Origin of the sequence: Pantoea sp. Cy-640 (assembly GCF_011752635.1) — a bacterium.
Taxonomy (GTDB): domain Bacteria; phylum Pseudomonadota; class Gammaproteobacteria; order Enterobacterales; family Enterobacteriaceae; genus Pantoea; species Pantoea dispersa.
Genome location: NZ_VWXB01000002.1, coordinates 660,874 through 677,447, shown reverse-complemented (window position 1 = coordinate 677,447; position 16,574 = coordinate 660,874). Strand labels below are relative to the sequence as shown.

16 protein-coding genes are annotated in these 16,574 nt (G+C 61.3%); 8 read left to right on the top strand and 8 right to left on the bottom strand.

All coding sequences use genetic code 11. From position 1 onward, the window contains the following. Positions 1–113: 113 nt before the first annotated feature. The 8 genes from F3J36_RS08740 to F3J36_RS08705 all read right to left on the bottom strand — a co-directional run bounded on the left by F3J36_RS08740 (position 114) and on the right by F3J36_RS08705 (position 7,750). Complete coding sequence (locus F3J36_RS08740) at positions 114–1,025, bottom strand: ABC transporter substrate-binding protein (RefSeq protein WP_058775928.1); 912 nt, start codon at positions 1,023–1,025, stop codon at positions 114–116. Beyond that, complete coding sequence (locus tag F3J36_RS08735) at positions 1,025–1,819, bottom strand: amino acid ABC transporter ATP-binding protein (protein ID WP_058770231.1); 795 nt, start codon at positions 1,817–1,819, stop codon at positions 1,025–1,027. The genes F3J36_RS08740 and F3J36_RS08735 overlap by 1 nt, the downstream gene beginning before the upstream one ends. Beyond that, positions 1,803–2,729, bottom strand: a complete 927-nt coding sequence (locus tag F3J36_RS08730) for an amino acid ABC transporter permease (protein WP_021509060.1) — start codon at positions 2,727–2,729, stop codon at positions 1,803–1,805. The genes F3J36_RS08735 and F3J36_RS08730 overlap by 17 nt, the downstream gene beginning before the upstream one ends. An 11-nt stretch (positions 2,730–2,740) precedes the next feature. Continuing rightward, positions 2,741–3,253 (bottom strand): GNAT family N-acetyltransferase, encoded by a 513-nt coding sequence (locus F3J36_RS08725; protein ID WP_166719468.1) that lies wholly within the window; start codon positions 3,251–3,253, stop codon positions 2,741–2,743. Between the two features lie 9 nt (positions 3,254–3,262). Next, complete coding sequence (locus F3J36_RS08720) at positions 3,263–4,195, bottom strand: ABC transporter substrate-binding protein (protein ID WP_058781522.1); 933 nt, start codon at positions 4,193–4,195, stop codon at positions 3,263–3,265. 17 nt (positions 4,196–4,212) lie between these two features. Then, on the bottom strand, positions 4,213–5,526 hold the full coding sequence (locus tag F3J36_RS08715; protein WP_058770232.1) for an LLM class flavin-dependent oxidoreductase: 1,314 nt from the start codon (positions 5,524–5,526) through the stop codon (positions 4,213–4,215). A gap of 79 nt (positions 5,527–5,605) precedes the next feature. Beyond that, complete coding sequence (locus F3J36_RS08710; RefSeq protein ID WP_166719467.1) at positions 5,606–6,742, bottom strand: amidohydrolase; 1,137 nt, start codon at positions 6,740–6,742, stop codon at positions 5,606–5,608. Positions 6,743–6,754: 12 nt separating this feature from the next. After that, on the bottom strand, positions 6,755–7,750 hold the full coding sequence (locus F3J36_RS08705) for an MsnO8 family LLM class oxidoreductase (RefSeq protein ID WP_058781525.1): 996 nt from the start codon (positions 7,748–7,750) through the stop codon (positions 6,755–6,757). 416 nt (positions 7,751–8,166) lie between these two features. On the opposite strand from F3J36_RS08705, the gene F3J36_RS08700 reads away from it, so the two are divergent. The 8 genes from F3J36_RS08700 to F3J36_RS08665 are packed head-to-tail and all read left to right on the top strand — an operon-like array spanning position 8,167 to position 16,574. After that, positions 8,167–9,789, top strand: a complete 1,623-nt coding sequence (locus F3J36_RS08700; protein WP_166719466.1) for a TIGR04028 family ABC transporter substrate-binding protein — start codon at positions 8,167–8,169, stop codon at positions 9,787–9,789. Between the two features lie 10 nt (positions 9,790–9,799). Beyond that, positions 9,800–10,744 carry an ABC transporter permease gene (locus F3J36_RS08695; RefSeq protein ID WP_211072985.1) on the top strand — a complete coding sequence of 315 codons (945 nt, stop codon included), beginning with the start codon at positions 9,800–9,802 and terminating at the stop codon, positions 10,742–10,744. Next, entirely contained in the window at positions 10,741–11,598 is an 858-nt protein-coding gene (locus tag F3J36_RS08690; RefSeq protein WP_058770236.1) for an ABC transporter permease, read from the top strand. The genes F3J36_RS08695 and F3J36_RS08690 overlap by 4 nt, the downstream gene beginning before the upstream one ends. Beyond that, positions 11,595–13,205: an ABC transporter ATP-binding protein gene (locus F3J36_RS08685; protein WP_166719465.1), complete on the top strand. Its 1,611-nt coding sequence runs from the start codon at positions 11,595–11,597 to the stop codon at positions 13,203–13,205. The genes F3J36_RS08690 and F3J36_RS08685 overlap by 4 nt, the downstream gene beginning before the upstream one ends. After that, on the top strand, positions 13,202–14,206 hold the full coding sequence (locus tag F3J36_RS08680; RefSeq protein WP_166719464.1) for a putative FMN-dependent luciferase-like monooxygenase: 1,005 nt from the start codon (positions 13,202–13,204) through the stop codon (positions 14,204–14,206). The genes F3J36_RS08685 and F3J36_RS08680 overlap by 4 nt, the downstream gene beginning before the upstream one ends. A 12-nt stretch (positions 14,207–14,218) precedes the next feature. Further along, positions 14,219–15,322, top strand: coding sequence for an alkylhydroperoxidase domain protein (locus F3J36_RS08675; protein ID WP_166719463.1), 1,104 nt, complete (start codon positions 14,219–14,221; stop codon positions 15,320–15,322). 2 nt (positions 15,323–15,324) lie between these two features. Beyond that, a complete protein-coding gene (locus tag F3J36_RS08670; protein WP_166719462.1) occupies positions 15,325–15,702 on the top strand; it encodes a peptidase dimerization domain-containing protein in 378 nt (125 codons plus the stop codon). Positions 15,703–15,725: 23 nt separating this feature from the next. Beyond that, the gene (locus F3J36_RS08665) at positions 15,726–16,574 is read left to right on the top strand and encodes a VOC family protein (protein ID WP_166719461.1); all 849 of its coding nucleotides are present in this window, start codon (positions 15,726–15,728) and stop codon (positions 16,572–16,574) included.

The window sequence follows — 16,574 nt, the reverse complement described above, 5'->3', positions numbered from 1 at the left end:
GGCGAGCCTTCATTTTTTAAGCCGGTGCGCATCAATACGCACCCTGCGAAAGCCCGTGCGAGCTGTAGGGTCGCCATTTATGGTGACCACACCGCACGCCTGAGCACCCCGCCCTAATTCTCCTGATAAACAATCCCGGGCGGATTAACCTGCGAAATCTCTACCGCCTCGCCCTCTTCACCCCATCTTGCCAGCACCTGGTGGTACTGGCCGCCAGCGATAGCGCCGTTGATCGCCTGCTGCAGCGCCACGTCCAGGCCATTGCCCTTCTTCGTGGTGACCGCCACCCAGGCGCGAAACGGTCCGTGCCCGACAATTTTAGTTTGCCCGCGCGAAGCCACTTTCCACGCCGCCATGGCCTGCGGGCCAAATGACGCATCGGCCCGGCCAGAGAGCAGCGCCAGCGTGGCGGAGGCATCATCGTTGAGATAAATCGGCTGCACCGGGGCCAGGCCCTGCGCCCGATTCTTCTCATCCCAGCTCAGTAAGATTCGCTCCTGATTGGTGCCGGAGCCCACGATAATCCGTTTGCCGGCCACGTCTTCCCGGCGACGAATTGCGCTGATTTTACTGTCCGCTTTCACCGCGAAGGCGTGGTTATCCGCGCGATAGGTGGCGAAATCAAACTTCTGCTTGCGCTCCTCGGTCACCGCGATATTAAACATCGCCACATCATAGCGCCCTGCCGTGATGCCCAGCGGCCAGTCCTCCCACGCCGCCGGCACCAGCCTGAGTTTCAGACCGAGGCTGTCGGCCAGCAGGCGCGCAATGTCCGGGTCGCTGCCGATCAGCGTTTTATTATCGGACGCCCAGAGGCCAATTGGCGGTGAATTATTGGCTGAGGTGGCGACGGTTAAATAGCCGGGGTGAACAAAATGAAATCCGGCGGGGATCTTCGCGATCGCCTGCGGATTGGCCGCCATGGTGATCGGCGTTTCGTTATGACTGGCGTCCAGCTGTTGCGCACCTGTCGCGGGTGCCGCCAGTACCGCACCCGCCAGCGCGACTATGATCACTTTCTTCATTACAGCACCCGGGCGAGGAAACGTTTGGTGCGCTCATGACGCGGCTGATTCAGCACCTGCTGGCTGCTGCCCTGCTCAACCACGCGCCCGTCAACCATAAACACCACGTTATCCGCCACTTCACGCGCAAAGCCGATCTCGTGCGTGACAATCACCAGCGTGGTGCCGGAGCGCGCCAGCTTTTTAATCACATCCAGCACTTCGCCCACCAGTTCCGGATCGAGCGCCGAAGTCGGCTCATCAAATAGCATCACGCGCGGGTTGAGCATCAGCGCACGCGCAATCGCAATGCGCTGCTGCTGACCGCCAGAGAGATGCCGCGGCCAGGCATCGGCTTTGTGCCGCAGGCCGACCACATCCAGCAGTTCACCGGCGCGATCGATCGCTGCCCGGCGCGACAGCTGACGATGGGCAATCGGCGCTTCAATCAGATTTTCCAGCACCGTCAGGTGCGGAAACAGATTGAAGTTCTGGAACACATAGCCGACGTTGATGCGCTGCCGCAAAATCGCCTTCTCTTTCAGCTCATAGAGTTTATCGCCGCGCCGCTGATAGCCGATGTAATCGCCATCGATCTGAATAAAGCCTTCATCCACGCGCTCCAGATGATTGATGGTGCGCAGCAGCGTCGATTTGCCAGAACCGGACGGCCCGAGGATCACCGTCACCGAACCGGGAGCCAGCTCAAGCGACACATCATCGAGCGCTTTATGCCGGCCAAACGTCTTGCTGACGCCGGTAATACTGATGGCGCCGGTGGTATGCAGATAGCGGTAATCAATGGCTTCGGACATGAGACAGCTCCTCGTTGACGGCAGGGTTCACGCTGCGGTTGCGCCACTGGCGCCAGCGCGAAGGTTGCGGTTCACGCGTGACGCTGCGTGCCAGCCAGCGCTCGACGCTGTGCTGCAGCAGCGACAGCACGGTGGTGATGATCAGATACCAGGCGGCTCCGACCATCAGCAGCGGGATCACCTGCTGGGTGCGGTTGTAGATCATCTGGATGGTGTAAAACAGCTCGGGCATCGCCAGCACATACACCATTGAGGTGCCCTTGGCGAGGCTGATGATCTCATTAAAGGTGGTGGGAATGATCGCGCGCAGCGCCTGCGGCAGAATGATGCGAAACGTGCGGCGCGACGACGATAATCCCAGCGCCGAAGCGGCTTCAAACTGGCCGTGATCGACGCCGAGAAACCCGCCGCGGATAATCTCCGCGCTGTACGCGCTCTGCACCAGCGTCAGGCCAATTACCGCCGCCGGGAACTGGCCGAGCACGTTGATGGTCTGGAAGTGCCCCCACGACAGGGCGGTGAACGGAATACCGAACGACAGCGTGTCGTACAGGTACGAGAAGTTATACAGAATGATCAGCACCACAATCAGCGGCAGCGAGCGAAACAGCCAGATATAGCCAAACGCCAGCGTGCTCAGCAGCCACGATGACGAGAGCCGCGCCAGGGCCAGCAGGCCGCCGAATATCAGGCTCAGCAGCGTGCCGCACAGCGTCAGCAGCAGCGTTTGCCCCAGGCCATTAAGAATCACCGGATCGAAAAACCAGCGGGCAAACACGCTCCACTCCCAGCGCGGATTAAAGGCCACGGAATCGATCACCGCCGCAAGGATAAACAGCGCGATGATGGCACCGACGGTACGCGCCGGATAGCGTGCCGGCACCACGGTCAAAGGTTGTTGCTTACTCATGGTGGCTCTCCTTAGCTGGCCTGCGCCACGTTGTGCACATCAATGACTTTCAGAAAACGCAGTCGGCCATCGTGCGGCGGCTGGCCGTAAATCTCCATATCTTCGCGCAGCTCAAACTGCGGCTGATAGCCGTGGCCGATATACAGCTGTACCGCTTCCGGCTGACGGAAACCGGTGGTGAGAAACACGCGCTGATAGCCCGCGCGCAGCGCCCGGCGCTCCAGCTCCTGCAGAATCAGCAGTGCCAGTCCCTGACGGCGCAGGTCACGCCGCGTCCAGATGCGCTTCAGTTCGGCGGTGGTAGCATCCCACGGTTTGTAGGCGCCCATGGCGATGATCTCACCGTCGCGCTCCAGCACGATGAACAGCCCGCGCGGCGGCAGATACCACTCAGCCAGCTCAACTTCATTGTGTTTCCTGAAGAAATCGCCGTAGCGTGCTGCATATTCACCAAACAAACCGTCAAGAATCGGCTGCAGCTCCGGCGCTTCCGGTGACACTTCGCGGAAAAATTGCTGGCTCATGCCGCCTCCTTAATCGCCCAGTCCGGGCGGATTGATCTCGGAACGATCCAGACGCTCCACGCCTTCACCCCAGCGGTTCAGCACCTTGTCGTAGTCACCGTTTTTGATCACGCCATTGAGTGCGGTGTTAATTGGCTGCACCAGCCCGTTGTCTTTCTTCACCGTCACCGCGATGTGCGCCGCCTTCGGCCAGCCGCCGTCCACGCTACCCACCAGCCGGGTCTTTTTGGTCAGCGCCGCTTTCCACGCGCCAATCACGTTAGGGCCGAAGTAAGCGTCGGCGCGCCCGGCCTGTAGCGCCAGCGTCTGCGCAGCGTCATCTTTGGTATAAACCGGTGTGAAAGGCTTCAGTCCCTTAGCCTGATTCTCTTTATCCCAGGCCAGCAGGATGGCCTCCTGATTGGTGCCGGAACCGACGATGATGCGCAGGCCGGCGATATCTTCTGCCTTGCTCAGCGAGGTAATCGGGCTGCTGGTTTTCACATAGAAGCCCAGCGAATCTTTACGGTAGGTGGCAAAATCAAAACGCTGTTTACGATCTTTGGTCACCGTCACGTTGGTGATCGCCGCGTCATATTTGCCCGATGCCACGCCCAGCGGCCAGTCCTCCCACGAGGTGGGCACGATGTTGAGCTTCAGCCCGAGGCTGTCGGCCACCAGACGCGCGATATCCACCTCACTGCCCAGTAGCGTTTTATTGTCGTCGCTGAATACCGTGAGCGGCGGCGAGTTGAGTGCCGCCACCGCCACGGTGAACGATCCCGGCACGGCAAATTTGTGGCCCGCCGGAATTTGCGCCACGGCGGCAGGATTCTCTGGCGTGTTGATGGGCGTTTTATTGGCGGCAAGGCTCACCTGCTGACCATTGACGGCCACGTCCTCGGCCAGTGCCGCACTGCTCAGGCTCAGTAACAGCAGCACAATCAGGGATTTTTTCTGCATAGCGTGTTTTCTCATCGTTATTGTGGTGTGAACTGGTTGAGCGGTTGTTTCAGACCAAAGCTGGCGCGCAGCGTGCTGCCCGGGTATTCGCGACGCGTCAGGCCTCGCGCCTGGAGAACCGGAATCACCTGATCAACAAAACGCTCGAAGGTGTCCGGCGTGCCGCCCTGAATAATGAAACCGTCAGTGGCTTCGGTTTCGAACCACAGCTGCAGGCCATCCGCCACCTGCTGTGGCGTGCCGTGAAACAGCGGACGCGGCGTCGCGGCTTCCAGCGCCGCCTGGCGCAGCGTATGGCCGTGTTCACGCGCTTTGCGTTTGATTTCGTCGGTGGTGCTACGGAAGCTGTTCTGGCCAATATCGCCAATGTCCGGGAACGGCTGGTCGAGCGGATACTGCGAGAAGTCGTGATGGTCAAAGAAGCGACCGAGATAGTTGAGTGCATCCTCAATTGAGACCAGCGCCGCGGTGGTCTGGTACTGGCGCTCGACGTCTGCGTCATCCTCCCCCACGATCACACTGACGCCCTGGAAAATGTGCAGATCGCCCGGTTCACGCCCGTTCGCCACCAGCTGCTGCTTCACATCCCGGTAGAACGCCTGCGCTTCTTCGCGCGTTGGCTGATGGGTGAAGATGGCATCGGCATGACGCGCCGCCAGCTTGCGGCCATCTTCCGAGGCGCCCGCCTGAAAGATAATCGGCCGGCCCTGCGGCGTGCGCTCAATGTTCAGCGGCCCCTGTACCTGGAAAAAATCACCGTGATGATTCAGCGTGTGCAGTTTGTCAGGTGCATAGAACTGACCGCTGGCTTTATTGCGCACAAACGCGCCCTCTTCCCAGGAATCCCACAACCCTTTCACCACCTGCAGATATTCGTCGGCGATGCGGTAGCGCAGCGCATGCTCGGGATGCTGCTGACGCGAAAAGTTTTTTGCCGAGCCCTCCAGCGGCGATGTCACCACATTCCAGCCCGCGCGCCCGCCGCTGAGATGGTCGAGACTGGCGAACTGGCGGGCGACGGTGAACGGCTCACTGTAGGAAGTGGACACCGTACCGACCAGACCGAGATGTTCGGTGACGCCGGCCAGCGCCGACAGCAGCGTCAGCGGTTCAAAGCGGTTAAGAAAGTGCGGGATCGATTTCTCATTGATGAACAGGCCATCGGCGACAAACAGGAAATCCAGTTTGCCAGCCTCGGCTTTACGGGCGATACGGCGGGCGTAATCAAAACTGATGCTGGCATCCGCCTGCGCCGCCGGATGACGCCAGGCGGACATGTTGCCGGATGCGCCGTGCAGAATGGTGCCGAGGCGCAGTTGTCTTGCAGTCATAATCGTCTCTCTTTGCTCATGGCGCAGCCTGCCGGCGATAGCCTTATCGCCGTACAGCGCTGCCAGAAATGGAAGGAAATCAGTTAAGGATGGCGTCGCGACATCGCGCGTTTAGCTGCTGCAATGCCTGTTGCGCCAGCTGACTAAAATAGTGTGCCGCCGGGGCGATCAGCGCTTCATCGGGGTTGAAGCCACCGTGATGCAGGCCAAATTCACTGGCGCTGCCAATGCTGACAAACGCGCCCGGGAGCTGCTGCAGGTAATAAGCGAAATCTTCGCCGCCAAGGTGCAGCTCAGCCTGTTGCACCTGATAACCCACCTGCTGCGCCACCTGACTGGCAAACTGTGCCCAGTGGGCGTCGTTCTCCAGTACCGGCGGCCCCGGATGCCAGCTAAAGGTGGCCGTGGCACCGCTGGCGGCGGCGATATTGACCACCACCTCGCGCGCACGCTGCTCCAGCTGCGCGCGCACCTGTTTATCGTGCGTACGCACCGTGCCGCCAAATTCCGCGTCAGCCGTCTGCTGACCGTCGTGCCTGTGCGCATCAATCCGCGTGACGCTCAGCACCAGACTGTCCAGCGTATTAAAGCTGCGGCTGGTGAGGGATTGCAGCGCCTGAATAATCTGGCTGGCGACCAGGATGCTGTTCACGTCCGCGCGGGTGCTGTGCACGCGCACCACAAATTTATCGGCGTTGGCATAAAACGCACCGCTGCGCGTGGCAAAGGTGCCCGTGGGCAAACCCGGTTCGTTGTGCATGCCAAAAATCGCCTGTACCTGATCCAGCACCCCCGCGTCGATGAACTGGCGCGCGCCCTGGGCAATCTCTTCCGCCGGCTGGAACAGGATGCGCACCCGCCCCGCTAGCTGAGCTTCCCGTGCTTTCAGCTGCAGCGTGGCGCCCAGTATCACCGCACTGTGCACATCATGACCGCAGGCGTGCATGACGCCGGCTTGCCGTGAACGAAAAGGCAGCCCGGTGGCTTCATGGATCGGTAATGCATCAATATCGGCACGCAGGGCGATCAGGGGCGCGCCCTGACCCACTTCCGCCACCACGCCGGTGTGCAGCGGATAATCCAGCAGGCGCACGTCAGCCTGCTGCAGCCAGCGGCGCAGCCGCGTGCTGGTTTCCACTTCATGACCGGAGAGTTCCGGCCAGCTGTGCAGCTCGCGCCGCCAGTCAATCAGCTGCTGTTCGCTTACTATCGTCACAGGACCTCCCGGTCAGGCGCTAACCAGACGATGCGTCGCCAGCAGTTCGAGGGATTTCACCCGCGCCTGCTCCTCCGCCACCGGCGTATCAATAACAAACTCTTCAATGCCGTAGCGCTGGTGCAGCGCATCAAGCTGCGCGTGCACCTGTGCCGCGGTCCCTTTCAGCAGCGACGGCGTGCGTGGCTCAATCACGTAATCACTGAAACCGCCCTGCCGCACATAGCGCTCAGCCTGTTCAATGCTGCCGACGTTAACGCTCTGTCCGCCCGTCACGCTGACGTGATAAATACGCAGTGTGTCGACCAGCAGGTCAGCTTCTGCCGGCGAATCCGCCACCACCACCTGTACCGCCACCAGCGCACGCTGACCCTGACTGTGCTGGCGATAGCTGTTCAGCACCTGCGCCATCAGTTGCGGGTCGCCGTTGTGGTGTGCGGCGAACACCAGCTGCCAGCCGAGCTCTGCCGCCAGTCGGGCGCTCGCTTCGCTGGCTCCGAGCAGAAAGCGATTGGCCGGACGCGGCGGCTGCGGCGTGGCGCGCAGGATCTCCTCATCCCCCACCGGCGGCACACTGAGCCAGCTATCCAGCAGCGCCAGCTGTTCGGCAAAGCTGCCTTTCTCCTGCTGGCGCACCCCCAGTTGCAGCGCGCGGGTGGAAAGCGGCAGTCCGCCGGGCGCTTTCCCCACGCCCAGGTCGATACGTCCAGGTGCCAGCGCAGCCAGCAGGTTGAAGTTTTCCGCCACTTTATAAGGGCTGTAATGCTGCAACATCACGCCGCCGGAACCCACGCGGATATGCCGGGTCTGGCCAATGATCCAGGCAATCAACAATTCCGGCGAAGGACTCGCCAGCTGGTCGCTGTTGTGGTGTTCCGCCAGCCAGAAGCGGTGATAACCCCAGGCTTCCGCACGCTGAGCCAGCTGCAGTGTGCGATGCAGGGCCTGCGTGGCGCTCTCACCTGCTGCAATCGGTGATTTGTCGAGCAAACTCAGTCGGTATGACATGCGCCTGTTCCTTATTTCGATGAATAGGGTTGCGATGAATATGGCGCTTAGTGTGGCGGGGAGATTTATATTTCGTAAAACAACTAAATCGGCAAAGCGAATCAGGAAATGAGAAATAGTCATAATACTGGTGAATGAAAGCCTGATTTTTCGTAAAGCGGATTCCGCTTTCTGTCGGGTTAACATTACGCGAGCCGGTAATGATCCGCAGCAGCAATAACATCAGTGCAGGTTTCAGGTTGAGAAAAAACAATTTTATCGGACCAGGAAGACAACCCGGTAATTGCGGCATACAATTAATTCTCCGCTTTTGTTATTTTCGCAAAAGCTTAGTGCAATTCATTGGTTCAACTCACGGGTTGCACATTTGATGATGATTTCAGCCCACCGGGCACTTGATAACAAAGGAAATCATCATGAAGACGCATTTTCACTTGCGGGCGCTGAGCTTAGCCCTGCTGACAGGGATATTTAGCGCCCACGCGGCGGAGACGCCGGTCAAAGGCGGCACGCTGATATATCTGGAACAGCAGGCACATACCAATCTTTATCCGCCGGCCGGGGGTTTTTATCCCAACGGCGGCATTCTCAATCAGATCACCGACAAACTGACGTGGCAAAATCCGAAAACGCTGCAGGTGGAACCGTGGATTGCCGAAAGCTGGAGCAGCAACGCGGATAAAACGGAATATACCTTTAAAATTCGTCCTGGCGTCACCTTTTCCGATGGCACGCCGCTGGATGCGAATGCCGTAGCGAAAAACTTTGATACTTACGGACTCGGTAATAAAGCCCAGCGCCTGCCGGTGTCTGAAGTGATTAATAATTACGAACGCAGCGAAGTGATTGATCCCCAGACGGTGAAGTTTTATTTCAAACAGCCCTCACCTGGATTTTTACAGGGCACGGCCACCATTGGCTCCGGGCTGGTTTCGCTCAGCACGCTGCAACGCAGCTTCGACCAGCTCGGCGATGCGCGCCATATTATTGGCTCCGGGCCGTTTGTGGTCAGCGATGAAAAGCTCGGGCGGGAAGTGGATTTAACCGCGCGCAAAGATTACCAGTGGGGACCGAAAAACAGCGCCCAGCAGGGACCGGCGAATCTGGCTGGCATCAAATTTATCGTCACACCGGAAGATAGCGTGCGCATCGGCGCACTGCTGGCCGGTCAGGCCGATTTTATTCGCCAGGTGCAGGCGTATGACGAAAAACAGGCACAGCAGCAGGCGTTCCCGGTTTACGCAGCGCCGACGCGTGGCGTCAACGACAGCATCAGCTTCCGCCCGGATAACCCGCTGGTCAGCGATCTGCGCGTACGTCAGGCGCTGTTGCACGCGACCAACGCGCAGCAGGTGGTGCAAACCCTGTTTTCACCTAACTATCCGCAGGCCACCTCGGTGATCGCCGCCTCGGCCGCCGGGTATGTCAACCTCGCGGACAAACTGAAATACGATCCCGCCCGCGCCAGGCAACTGCTTGATGAGGCTGGCTGGCAGCCCGGCAGCGACGGCATCCGCGCCAAAGCGGGGCAAAAGCTGGCCCTGACCGTGTATGAATCGCTGCCACAGCCACAGAACAAAGAAGTGCTGCAGCTGGTGGCCCAGCAGTGGCGTCAGGTTGGCGTCCAGCTCACGGTGAAAGCCGGTGACGCCGGCAGCCGCACGCTGGACAACCTCGATCCGCTAAAAACCCCGCTCACCGTCTCGGAAGTGGGCCGCGCCGACCCGGACGTGGTGAAGAGCATGTTTTATCCCGCCAACCGCGATGCGCTGCTGCAAAAAGGCGGCTCCAGCGACAAAGTCCGGCATTTCCGTGACGACCAACTCAACAAGCTTTTGGTGGCGATCTCGGCCGAAGTCGATCCGGCGAAACGTCTGGCGCTCACCGGAGACGCCCAGCGTTATCTGCTGGATCAGGCTTATGTGATCCCGATCTTTGAAGAGCCGCAGGTGTTTGCCGGCGCGCCGTGGCTGAAGGGCGTGAGCTTTGAAGCCGTAGGCCGACCGTCGTTCTACGGCGCATGGCTGGAAAAACATTGAGAGGATGATGATGCGACACGCACTGCTGCATAGAGCGGGACAAAGCCTGCTGGTGTTATGGGCGGCGTTTACCCTGTCGTTTCTGCTGCTGCAGGTGCTGCCGGGCGATGCGGTGCTGATCAAGTTCCAGAATCCGGATCTGGGTCTCAGCCCGCAGCAAATTGCAGAGATGCGGCAGGCCTACGGTGCCGATAGCCCGATCTGGCAGCAGTATCTGCATACGCTGCTGGCGATGCTGCGCGGTGACTTTGGCTACTCGGTGCAGGCAGGTGTGCCGGTCAGCGATCTGCTGCGCAGCAATCTGCCCGCCACGCTGCAGCTGGCGCTGGCCGGATTTGCCGTTGCCTGCGTGGTGGCCTTCGCACTGGCGGCGCTGGCGCGACTGCCGGCGCTGCGCCTGCTGCGTACGCTATTGCAGTCGCTGCCGGCACTGTTTATTTCGCTGCCGACGTTCTGGCTTGGCATCGCGCTGATTCAGCTGTTCTCCTTTCAACTGCGCTGGATTCCGGTGATCAACCCATCGCCCCTGCAGGGACTGATTCTGCCGGTGCTGACCGTCGCCGTGCCCATCTCCGCCCCGCTGGCCCAGATTCTGCTGCGCAGCATCGATCAGGTTGCTACTCAGCCGTTTGTCGCCGTGGCCCGCGCCAAAGGTGCCAGCGCACAACACTTGCTGTGGCGCCATATCATGCGCAACGCGCTGCTGCCGGTGCTCAATGTGGCCGGTTTGCTGCTGGGGGAATTGATCGCGGGCGCGCTGATTACCGAAACCGTGTTCGGCTTAAGCGGCATCGGCCAGCTGACCCAGCAGGCGGTCAACAATCAGGATGTGGCGGTGTTACAGGCGGTGGTGATGATCTCCGCACTGGCGTTTGTGCTGATCAACCTGCTGGTCGATCTGCTGATGCCGCTGTTCGACCCACGTCTGCAAACCGTAGCCGGAGGAAATTCATGAGTCTGGTCGATTACTCTACCGCGCGTCAGGGACAGCCGGCCTTGCGGCGCGATCGTGCCCGTCGCCTGCAACCCGGCTTGTGGCTGGCATGGACGGTGCTGGCGCTGGCATTCGTGGCGGCCGTGGCACCGCAACTGTTCACCCACTATAGCCCGACCGAAGGCATTGCCGGCGCGCAGCGCTTAGCGCCGCACAGTGCGCACTGGCTCGGCACCGATCAACTCGGACGCGACCTGCTGGCGCGCATCGTCTATGGCGCCTCGCAGTCGCTCTCTGCGGCGGTCGCGGCGGTGGCGATGGGGCTCACTGGCGGTACCGCGCTGGGCGTCCTGGCCGGGGCCGTGGGCGGTCGCACTGAACAGGCACTGATGCGACTGGTTGATGTGCTGCTTTCAATCCCGGCGCTGCTGCTGTCATTAAGCCTGCTGATCCTGCTGGGTTTTGGCACCGTGCACGCTGCGCTGGCGGTGGGCATCGCCTCGATTGCCAGTTTTGCCCGGCTGGCGCGCGGCGAAGTGGTGCGGGTACGCCGCAGTGAATATGTGGAAGCGGCTTTCGGCAGTGGCGGCCGTTTCTGGCAGGTACTGTGGCGCCACATTGTCCCCAACTCGCTGACCGCGGTGATTGCCTTCGCCGCGCTGCAGTTTGGTCAGGCCATCCTGGCGCTTTCAACCCTCAGCTTTCTCGGCTATGGCACGCCGCCACCGACCCCCGAATGGGGTTTGCTGATCGCCGAAGGCCGCAACTATCTGGCTACCGCGTGGTGGCTGACAACCTTTCCCGGCGTGGTGGTGGTCGCCGTGGTGCTGGCGGCGAACCGCGTCAGCCGTCAGCTGGCAGGAGGTGACGCATGACAGCGCTATTAAGCGTGGAAAACCTCAGCCTCAGCTATCGCCAGCGCGGCGTGTGGCGTGAAGTGGTACATGACGTGAGCTTTTCCCTGCAGCCGGGCGAAATGGTGGCGCTGGTCGGTGAATCCGGCTCAGGCAAAACCACCACGGCCCAGGCGATTATCGGTCTGCTGGCGGACAATGCCCGGCGCGATAGCGGTAAAATTTTGCTGAACGGCACCGATATCGCCGGCTGGTCATCCCGGCGCATGGACAGCGTGCGTGGCGTGCATATCAGCCTGGTGCCGCAGGATCCCGGTAATTCGCTTAATCCGGTGAAGACCATTGGCGATCAGGTTGGCGAGATCCTGCAGCTGCATCAGAAGCTTAGCCGGACCGCGCGCCAGCAGCGCGTACTGGAACTGCTGCAAAAAGTTGGGCTGAGCCATCCGGAGCAGCGCCTGCATCAATATCCGCATCAGCTCTCTGGCGGGATGAAGCAGCGCGTGCTGATTGCCATCGCGCTCGCCCTGCAACCACAGTTGATCATCGCCGATGAGCCGACCAGCGCGCTCGATGTTACGGTGCAAAAGCGCATTCTCGATCTGCTCGACCAGCTGCGCCGTGAGTTCGCCACCGCCGTGCTGTTTGTCACCCACGACCTGGCGCTGGCCGCGGAACGCGCTGACCGTCTGCTGGTGTTTCGTCACGGCGAGATCCAGGAACAGGGAAGCGCAGCGACGCTGGTCAGCGCGCCACAGCATCCTTATACCCGCCAGCTATTACAGGACGCGGTGCCCGACGCTACCGCTCCGCCTTATCCGTCCGCAGCCCGTTTTTCCACACCGGCGATTCAGCTCAACGCCATCGATAAACAGTTTGCGCTTGGCAGGCAGCAGACGCTGACGGTGGCGAAAGCGGTCAGCCTGACGGTGCCACGCGGCACGACGCACGCGCTGGTGGGTGAATCCGGCTCCGGCAAAACCACGCTGGCGCGCATTCTGCTTGGCTTTGAACGCGCCGATCGCGGCAAAGTAGTGATCGACGGCATTGATGCCAGCAGCCTGCGCGGCGAAGCGCTGCGCCAGCTGCGGCGCAAAATCCAGTTTGTTTACCAGAATCCGTTCGCCTCGCTCGATCCGCGCCAGACGCTGTTTAACATCATTGAAGAACCGCTGCGCAACTTTGGCTCGCTCAGCGCCGCCGCACGCCAGCAGCGGGTGCACGAGGTGGCGCAGCGCGTGGCACTGCCGCTGGATCTGCTGACGCGCAAGCCGCGCGAGCTGTCCGGCGGCCAGCGTCAGCGCGTCGCCATCGCACGGGCGTTGATCCCGCAACCGGCGATCCTGGTGCTGGATGAGGCAACGTCAGCGCTGGACGTCACGGTGCAGGCGCAGATTCTGCAATTGCTGCAACAGTTACAGCGCGAGCTGGGCCTCACCTATCTGTTTATCACCCATGATTTGGCCACCGTACGACGACTGGCACACAGCGTTACCGTGCTGCGCGCCGGCGAAGTGGTTGAACAAGGTGACACCGTCACACTGTTCAATGCACCGCAGCATCCCTACACCCGCGCGTTAATTGACGCCATTCCGGTTTTCCGTCCGCTGATTAAGGAGTCTGCATGACGCGCAAACGCATCGGTTTTTTTACCCGCCTGCTCGACGACACCACGGCGCAACAGCGCTACCGGCTGGCGACGGAACAGATTCAGCATGCTGAACGCTGCGGATTTGACAGTGCCTGGATCGCGCAGCACCACTTTCATGAAAAAGAAGGCGGGCTGCCCTCACCGCTGGTGTTTCTTGCTCACGTGGCCGCGCACACCCGTCATATCCGCCTCGGCACCGGCATCATCACCCTGCCGCTGGAAAATGCCCTGCGCGTGGCCGAAGACGCGGCGGTGCTGGACCTGCTGAGCGACGGACGACTGGAGATTGGGCTCGGCTCCGGCGGCACGCCAACCTCATTTTTGCCGTTTGGCCTGACCAGCGAACAGCGCGCTGGCGTGTTTGCCGACCAGTTGCATACGCTGCTCAGCGCGTGGCGCGGCGACACGCTGGCCCATCCGGACAATCATCTCTATCCGCCGGCTCCCACGCTGGCGCAGCGTGTGTGGATCGCCACCTTTTCCGTTGCAGGCGCGACGCGTGCCGGCCAGGCCGGCCACGGGCTGATGTTATCGCGTACCCAGCCGCGGCCGGCGGGCCAGCCGGACCTGTCGCTGCAGCAGCTGCAAAACCCGATGATCGATGCTTATCTCGCGGCGCTGCCGTCGGGCGTGGCGCCCCGCATCCTGGCTTCACGCACCGCGTTTGTTGCCGACTCGAACGACTACGCGCGCCGCCTTGCCGCGCCCGGTCTGCAGCGCCAGGCGGAGCAGTTTCGCAAGGCGGGCCACGACATCACTGGCAGCACGCTGGAGAGCCACGCGCGCCAGCTCGATGCGCATATCGGCGATGCCGACGCGGTGCTGGCTTCGCTGCTGGCCGACAGTACGCTGACGCGCGCCACCGACATCACCTTCCAGGTGCACTCTATCGATCCGCCGCACGCCGATACGCTGCGTTCGGTGGCGTTAATTGCTGAACATATTGCCCCCACGCTGCGTGCGCTGGGTGCCGCTTAACAGGAGAAAACCATGTCTCAGGCTACAGATTTACTGGCGGCGCTGGCCGATATCGACCCGGCGGCGCAACTGGCAGAGGCGCGCAACGTGCGTCAGGCCGCGACCCGACACGCTCAGGGCAGCTATGAGGTGCTGTTTGGCGAGGATGACGACGATTTCCCGCTGGCGCAACGCTACGCGCTCGCCGGGCAGGTCGCAGCCTGGCACGGCGTCACGTCATTGCAGGCACACTATCAGCAGCAATCCAGCGAAACTCCGACAGATGCGCGCTTTGCCGCCGGTCGCGCCTTTGCTGAACTGCTGAGCCTGCATCCGGTCGACGCCACACCGCAACAACTGACCACGCTGCACCATGCCGGCTGGACGCCGCGCGGCATCGTCACGCTGGCGCAGCTGGTGGGATTTGTCAGCTTTCAAAGTCGCCTGCTGACCGGCCTGCGCCTGCTGAGCGGTGAAGCGTCGCGCGCTCAGCCGCATGCGGTGGCCGGCAAATGGCATAGCGCGCCGCTCACGGCCAGCGGTCAGACTGCGCTCACCGCATTTACCCAGCAGGAGCTGGGCTGGGAGCCGTGGCTGGCAGCCAAACCGCTCAGCGAGTTTACAGCGGAAGAACAGGCGACGCTGGCAAAAAACGGTCATAGCGAGTCCGACTATTTCCGTCTGCTGGCGCGCAATCTGCCGCTGCTGGAACAACGCACGCTGACGGATAAAGGCATCTTTTATACGCCGGGAGGTTTACCTCGCGCCGAGCGTGAACTGGCGGCCTCGGTAGTGAGTAAAGTCAACGGCTGCATTTACTGCGCATCCGTGCATGCCCGCAAAGCCAGTCAGCTGTCAAAAGATGAGACTGCGGTGCAGAAACTCCTGAATGTCGCGCCGGGTGCCGAGCTGGCACACGGCCAGTCCGCGCGCTGGGCGGCGATTATCGATTTTGTCGCCACCTTATCGCTAACCCCGGTCGCCAGCAGCCAGACCCAACTGCAGGCGCTGCGCGAGCACGGGCTGGATACGCTGCAGCTGCTGGACCTGATCCAGTCCGCCGCGTTTTTTGCCTGGGCCAACCGCCTGATGCTAACGCTGGGCGAACCTTTCTTACCCGAACAGCCGCAGGGATGACCATGACACACACGTTATCTGCCACACCGGCAGCGTTTACTGACCATTTTCAAATCACCATTCACGGCAAAGGCGCTCACGCTGCACGTCCGCATGAGGGCATCGACAGTATCGTTACCGGCAGCCACATCGTCAGCGCGCTGGCGGCCGCCGGACTGGATGTCACCCGCTTTCAGGGCGGCAACAGCTGGAACGTGCTGCCGCCAGAGGTCGTCGTGGAAGGCGTACTGCACAGCGAGGATGCCAGTGCGCGCCAGCGGTCATCGGCGCAGGCCGCGACGCTGGTCAGCCATATTGCCCGGGCGTTCGGCGCTGAAGCGCAGCTCGCCTGGCAACCGCAACGCGAAGCCGAACGCAGCGCGACACCGCGGTCATCGTAATGATGCGAACCAGGAGGCAGATAATGGCGATACCGGTACCCGTTCCACAGCTCGATCATGCAGTGATCAATGTTGCCGATCGGCTGGATGATGCCAGCGCGCTGTATCGCCGGCTCGGTTTCCAGCTCACGCCACGCGGCCATCACTCGCTGGGTTCCAGTAATCATCTGGCGGTGTTTGGTGATAATTATCTGGAACTGCTGGGCTATGAAGCCGGGCGTGCGCACCAGCGTCAGGATATCTGGCAGGCACCGGCGGGCCTGAGCGGTCTGGTATGGAAAACCGGCGATGCCGATGCAGTGTGGCGCTATCTGGAAAGTCAGGATATTGATGGCGATCCCGCCGCCAGTTTTTACCGACCGGTGCAGTTGCCGGATGGCAGCGCACAGCAGGCGCGTTTTCGCACCGTTCGCCTGCGCCCCGCACTGGTGCCAAACGGACGCAGTTTTTTCTGCCAGCATGAGACACCGCAGGCGGTCTGGCAGCCAGTATGGCAGCAGCATCCCAACGCGGTGACCGATATTATTGAGTTTGTGGTGGTGGCCCAGGATCCGGCAGCCGCCGCGCTGCCCTACAGTCGTTTATTTGGTGCCGATAAGCTCACCGCCTGCCAGCAGGGCGCGTTTGTGCTGAAAGCGGGCGTGGCCACCGTGCGCTTTGCCGCTGCGCACTATGTAAATCAACGCTTTACCGGCCTGCCGCCCGATTATGACGGCAGTGCGCGTATGGCCGCGCTGACGCTGCGCAGCAGCGACTTACGCAGGGTGAAAGCCAGCCTGCTGCTGGGCGATGTGCCTTTTGGCGAAGAGCCGGATGCCATCGTGGTCAGCGCGGAACAGGCCAGCGGCGTGGCGCTGCGGTTTCAGGCGTAA

What these genes read in the sequence shown, in the direction of transcription:
- F3J36_RS08715 (WP_058770232.1), bottom strand. Translation starts at nt 5,526, where the DNA reads ATGACTGCAAGACAACTGCGCCTCGGCACCATTCTGCACGGCGCATCC.
- F3J36_RS08695 (WP_211072985.1), top strand. Translation starts at nt 9,800, where the DNA reads ATGCGACACGCACTGCTGCATAGAGCGGGACAAAGCCTGCTGGTGTTA.
- F3J36_RS08665 (WP_166719461.1), top strand. Translation starts at nt 15,726, where the DNA reads ATGGCGATACCGGTACCCGTTCCACAGCTCGATCATGCAGTGATCAAT.
- F3J36_RS08670 (WP_166719462.1), top strand. Translation starts at nt 15,325, where the DNA reads ATGACACACACGTTATCTGCCACACCGGCAGCGTTTACTGACCATTTT.
- F3J36_RS08685 (WP_166719465.1), top strand. Translation starts at nt 11,595, where the DNA reads ATGACAGCGCTATTAAGCGTGGAAAACCTCAGCCTCAGCTATCGCCAG.
- F3J36_RS08730 (WP_021509060.1), bottom strand. Translation starts at nt 2,729, where the DNA reads ATGAGTAAGCAACAACCTTTGACCGTGGTGCCGGCACGCTATCCGGCG.
- F3J36_RS08720 (WP_058781522.1), bottom strand. Translation starts at nt 4,195, where the DNA reads ATGCAGAAAAAATCCCTGATTGTGCTGCTGTTACTGAGCCTGAGCAGT.
- F3J36_RS08690 (WP_058770236.1), top strand. Translation starts at nt 10,741, where the DNA reads ATGAGTCTGGTCGATTACTCTACCGCGCGTCAGGGACAGCCGGCCTTG.
- F3J36_RS08675 (WP_166719463.1), top strand. Translation starts at nt 14,219, where the DNA reads ATGTCTCAGGCTACAGATTTACTGGCGGCGCTGGCCGATATCGACCCG.
- F3J36_RS08740 (WP_058775928.1), bottom strand. Translation starts at nt 1,025, where the DNA reads ATGAAGAAAGTGATCATAGTCGCGCTGGCGGGTGCGGTACTGGCGGCA.
- F3J36_RS08680 (WP_166719464.1), top strand. Translation starts at nt 13,202, where the DNA reads ATGACGCGCAAACGCATCGGTTTTTTTACCCGCCTGCTCGACGACACC.
- F3J36_RS08735 (WP_058770231.1), bottom strand. Translation starts at nt 1,819, where the DNA reads ATGTCCGAAGCCATTGATTACCGCTATCTGCATACCACCGGCGCCATC.
- F3J36_RS08725 (WP_166719468.1), bottom strand. Translation starts at nt 3,253, where the DNA reads ATGAGCCAGCAATTTTTCCGCGAAGTGTCACCGGAAGCGCCGGAGCTG.
- F3J36_RS08700 (WP_166719466.1), top strand. Translation starts at nt 8,167, where the DNA reads ATGAAGACGCATTTTCACTTGCGGGCGCTGAGCTTAGCCCTGCTGACA.
- F3J36_RS08705 (WP_058781525.1), bottom strand. Translation starts at nt 7,750, where the DNA reads ATGTCATACCGACTGAGTTTGCTCGACAAATCACCGATTGCAGCAGGT.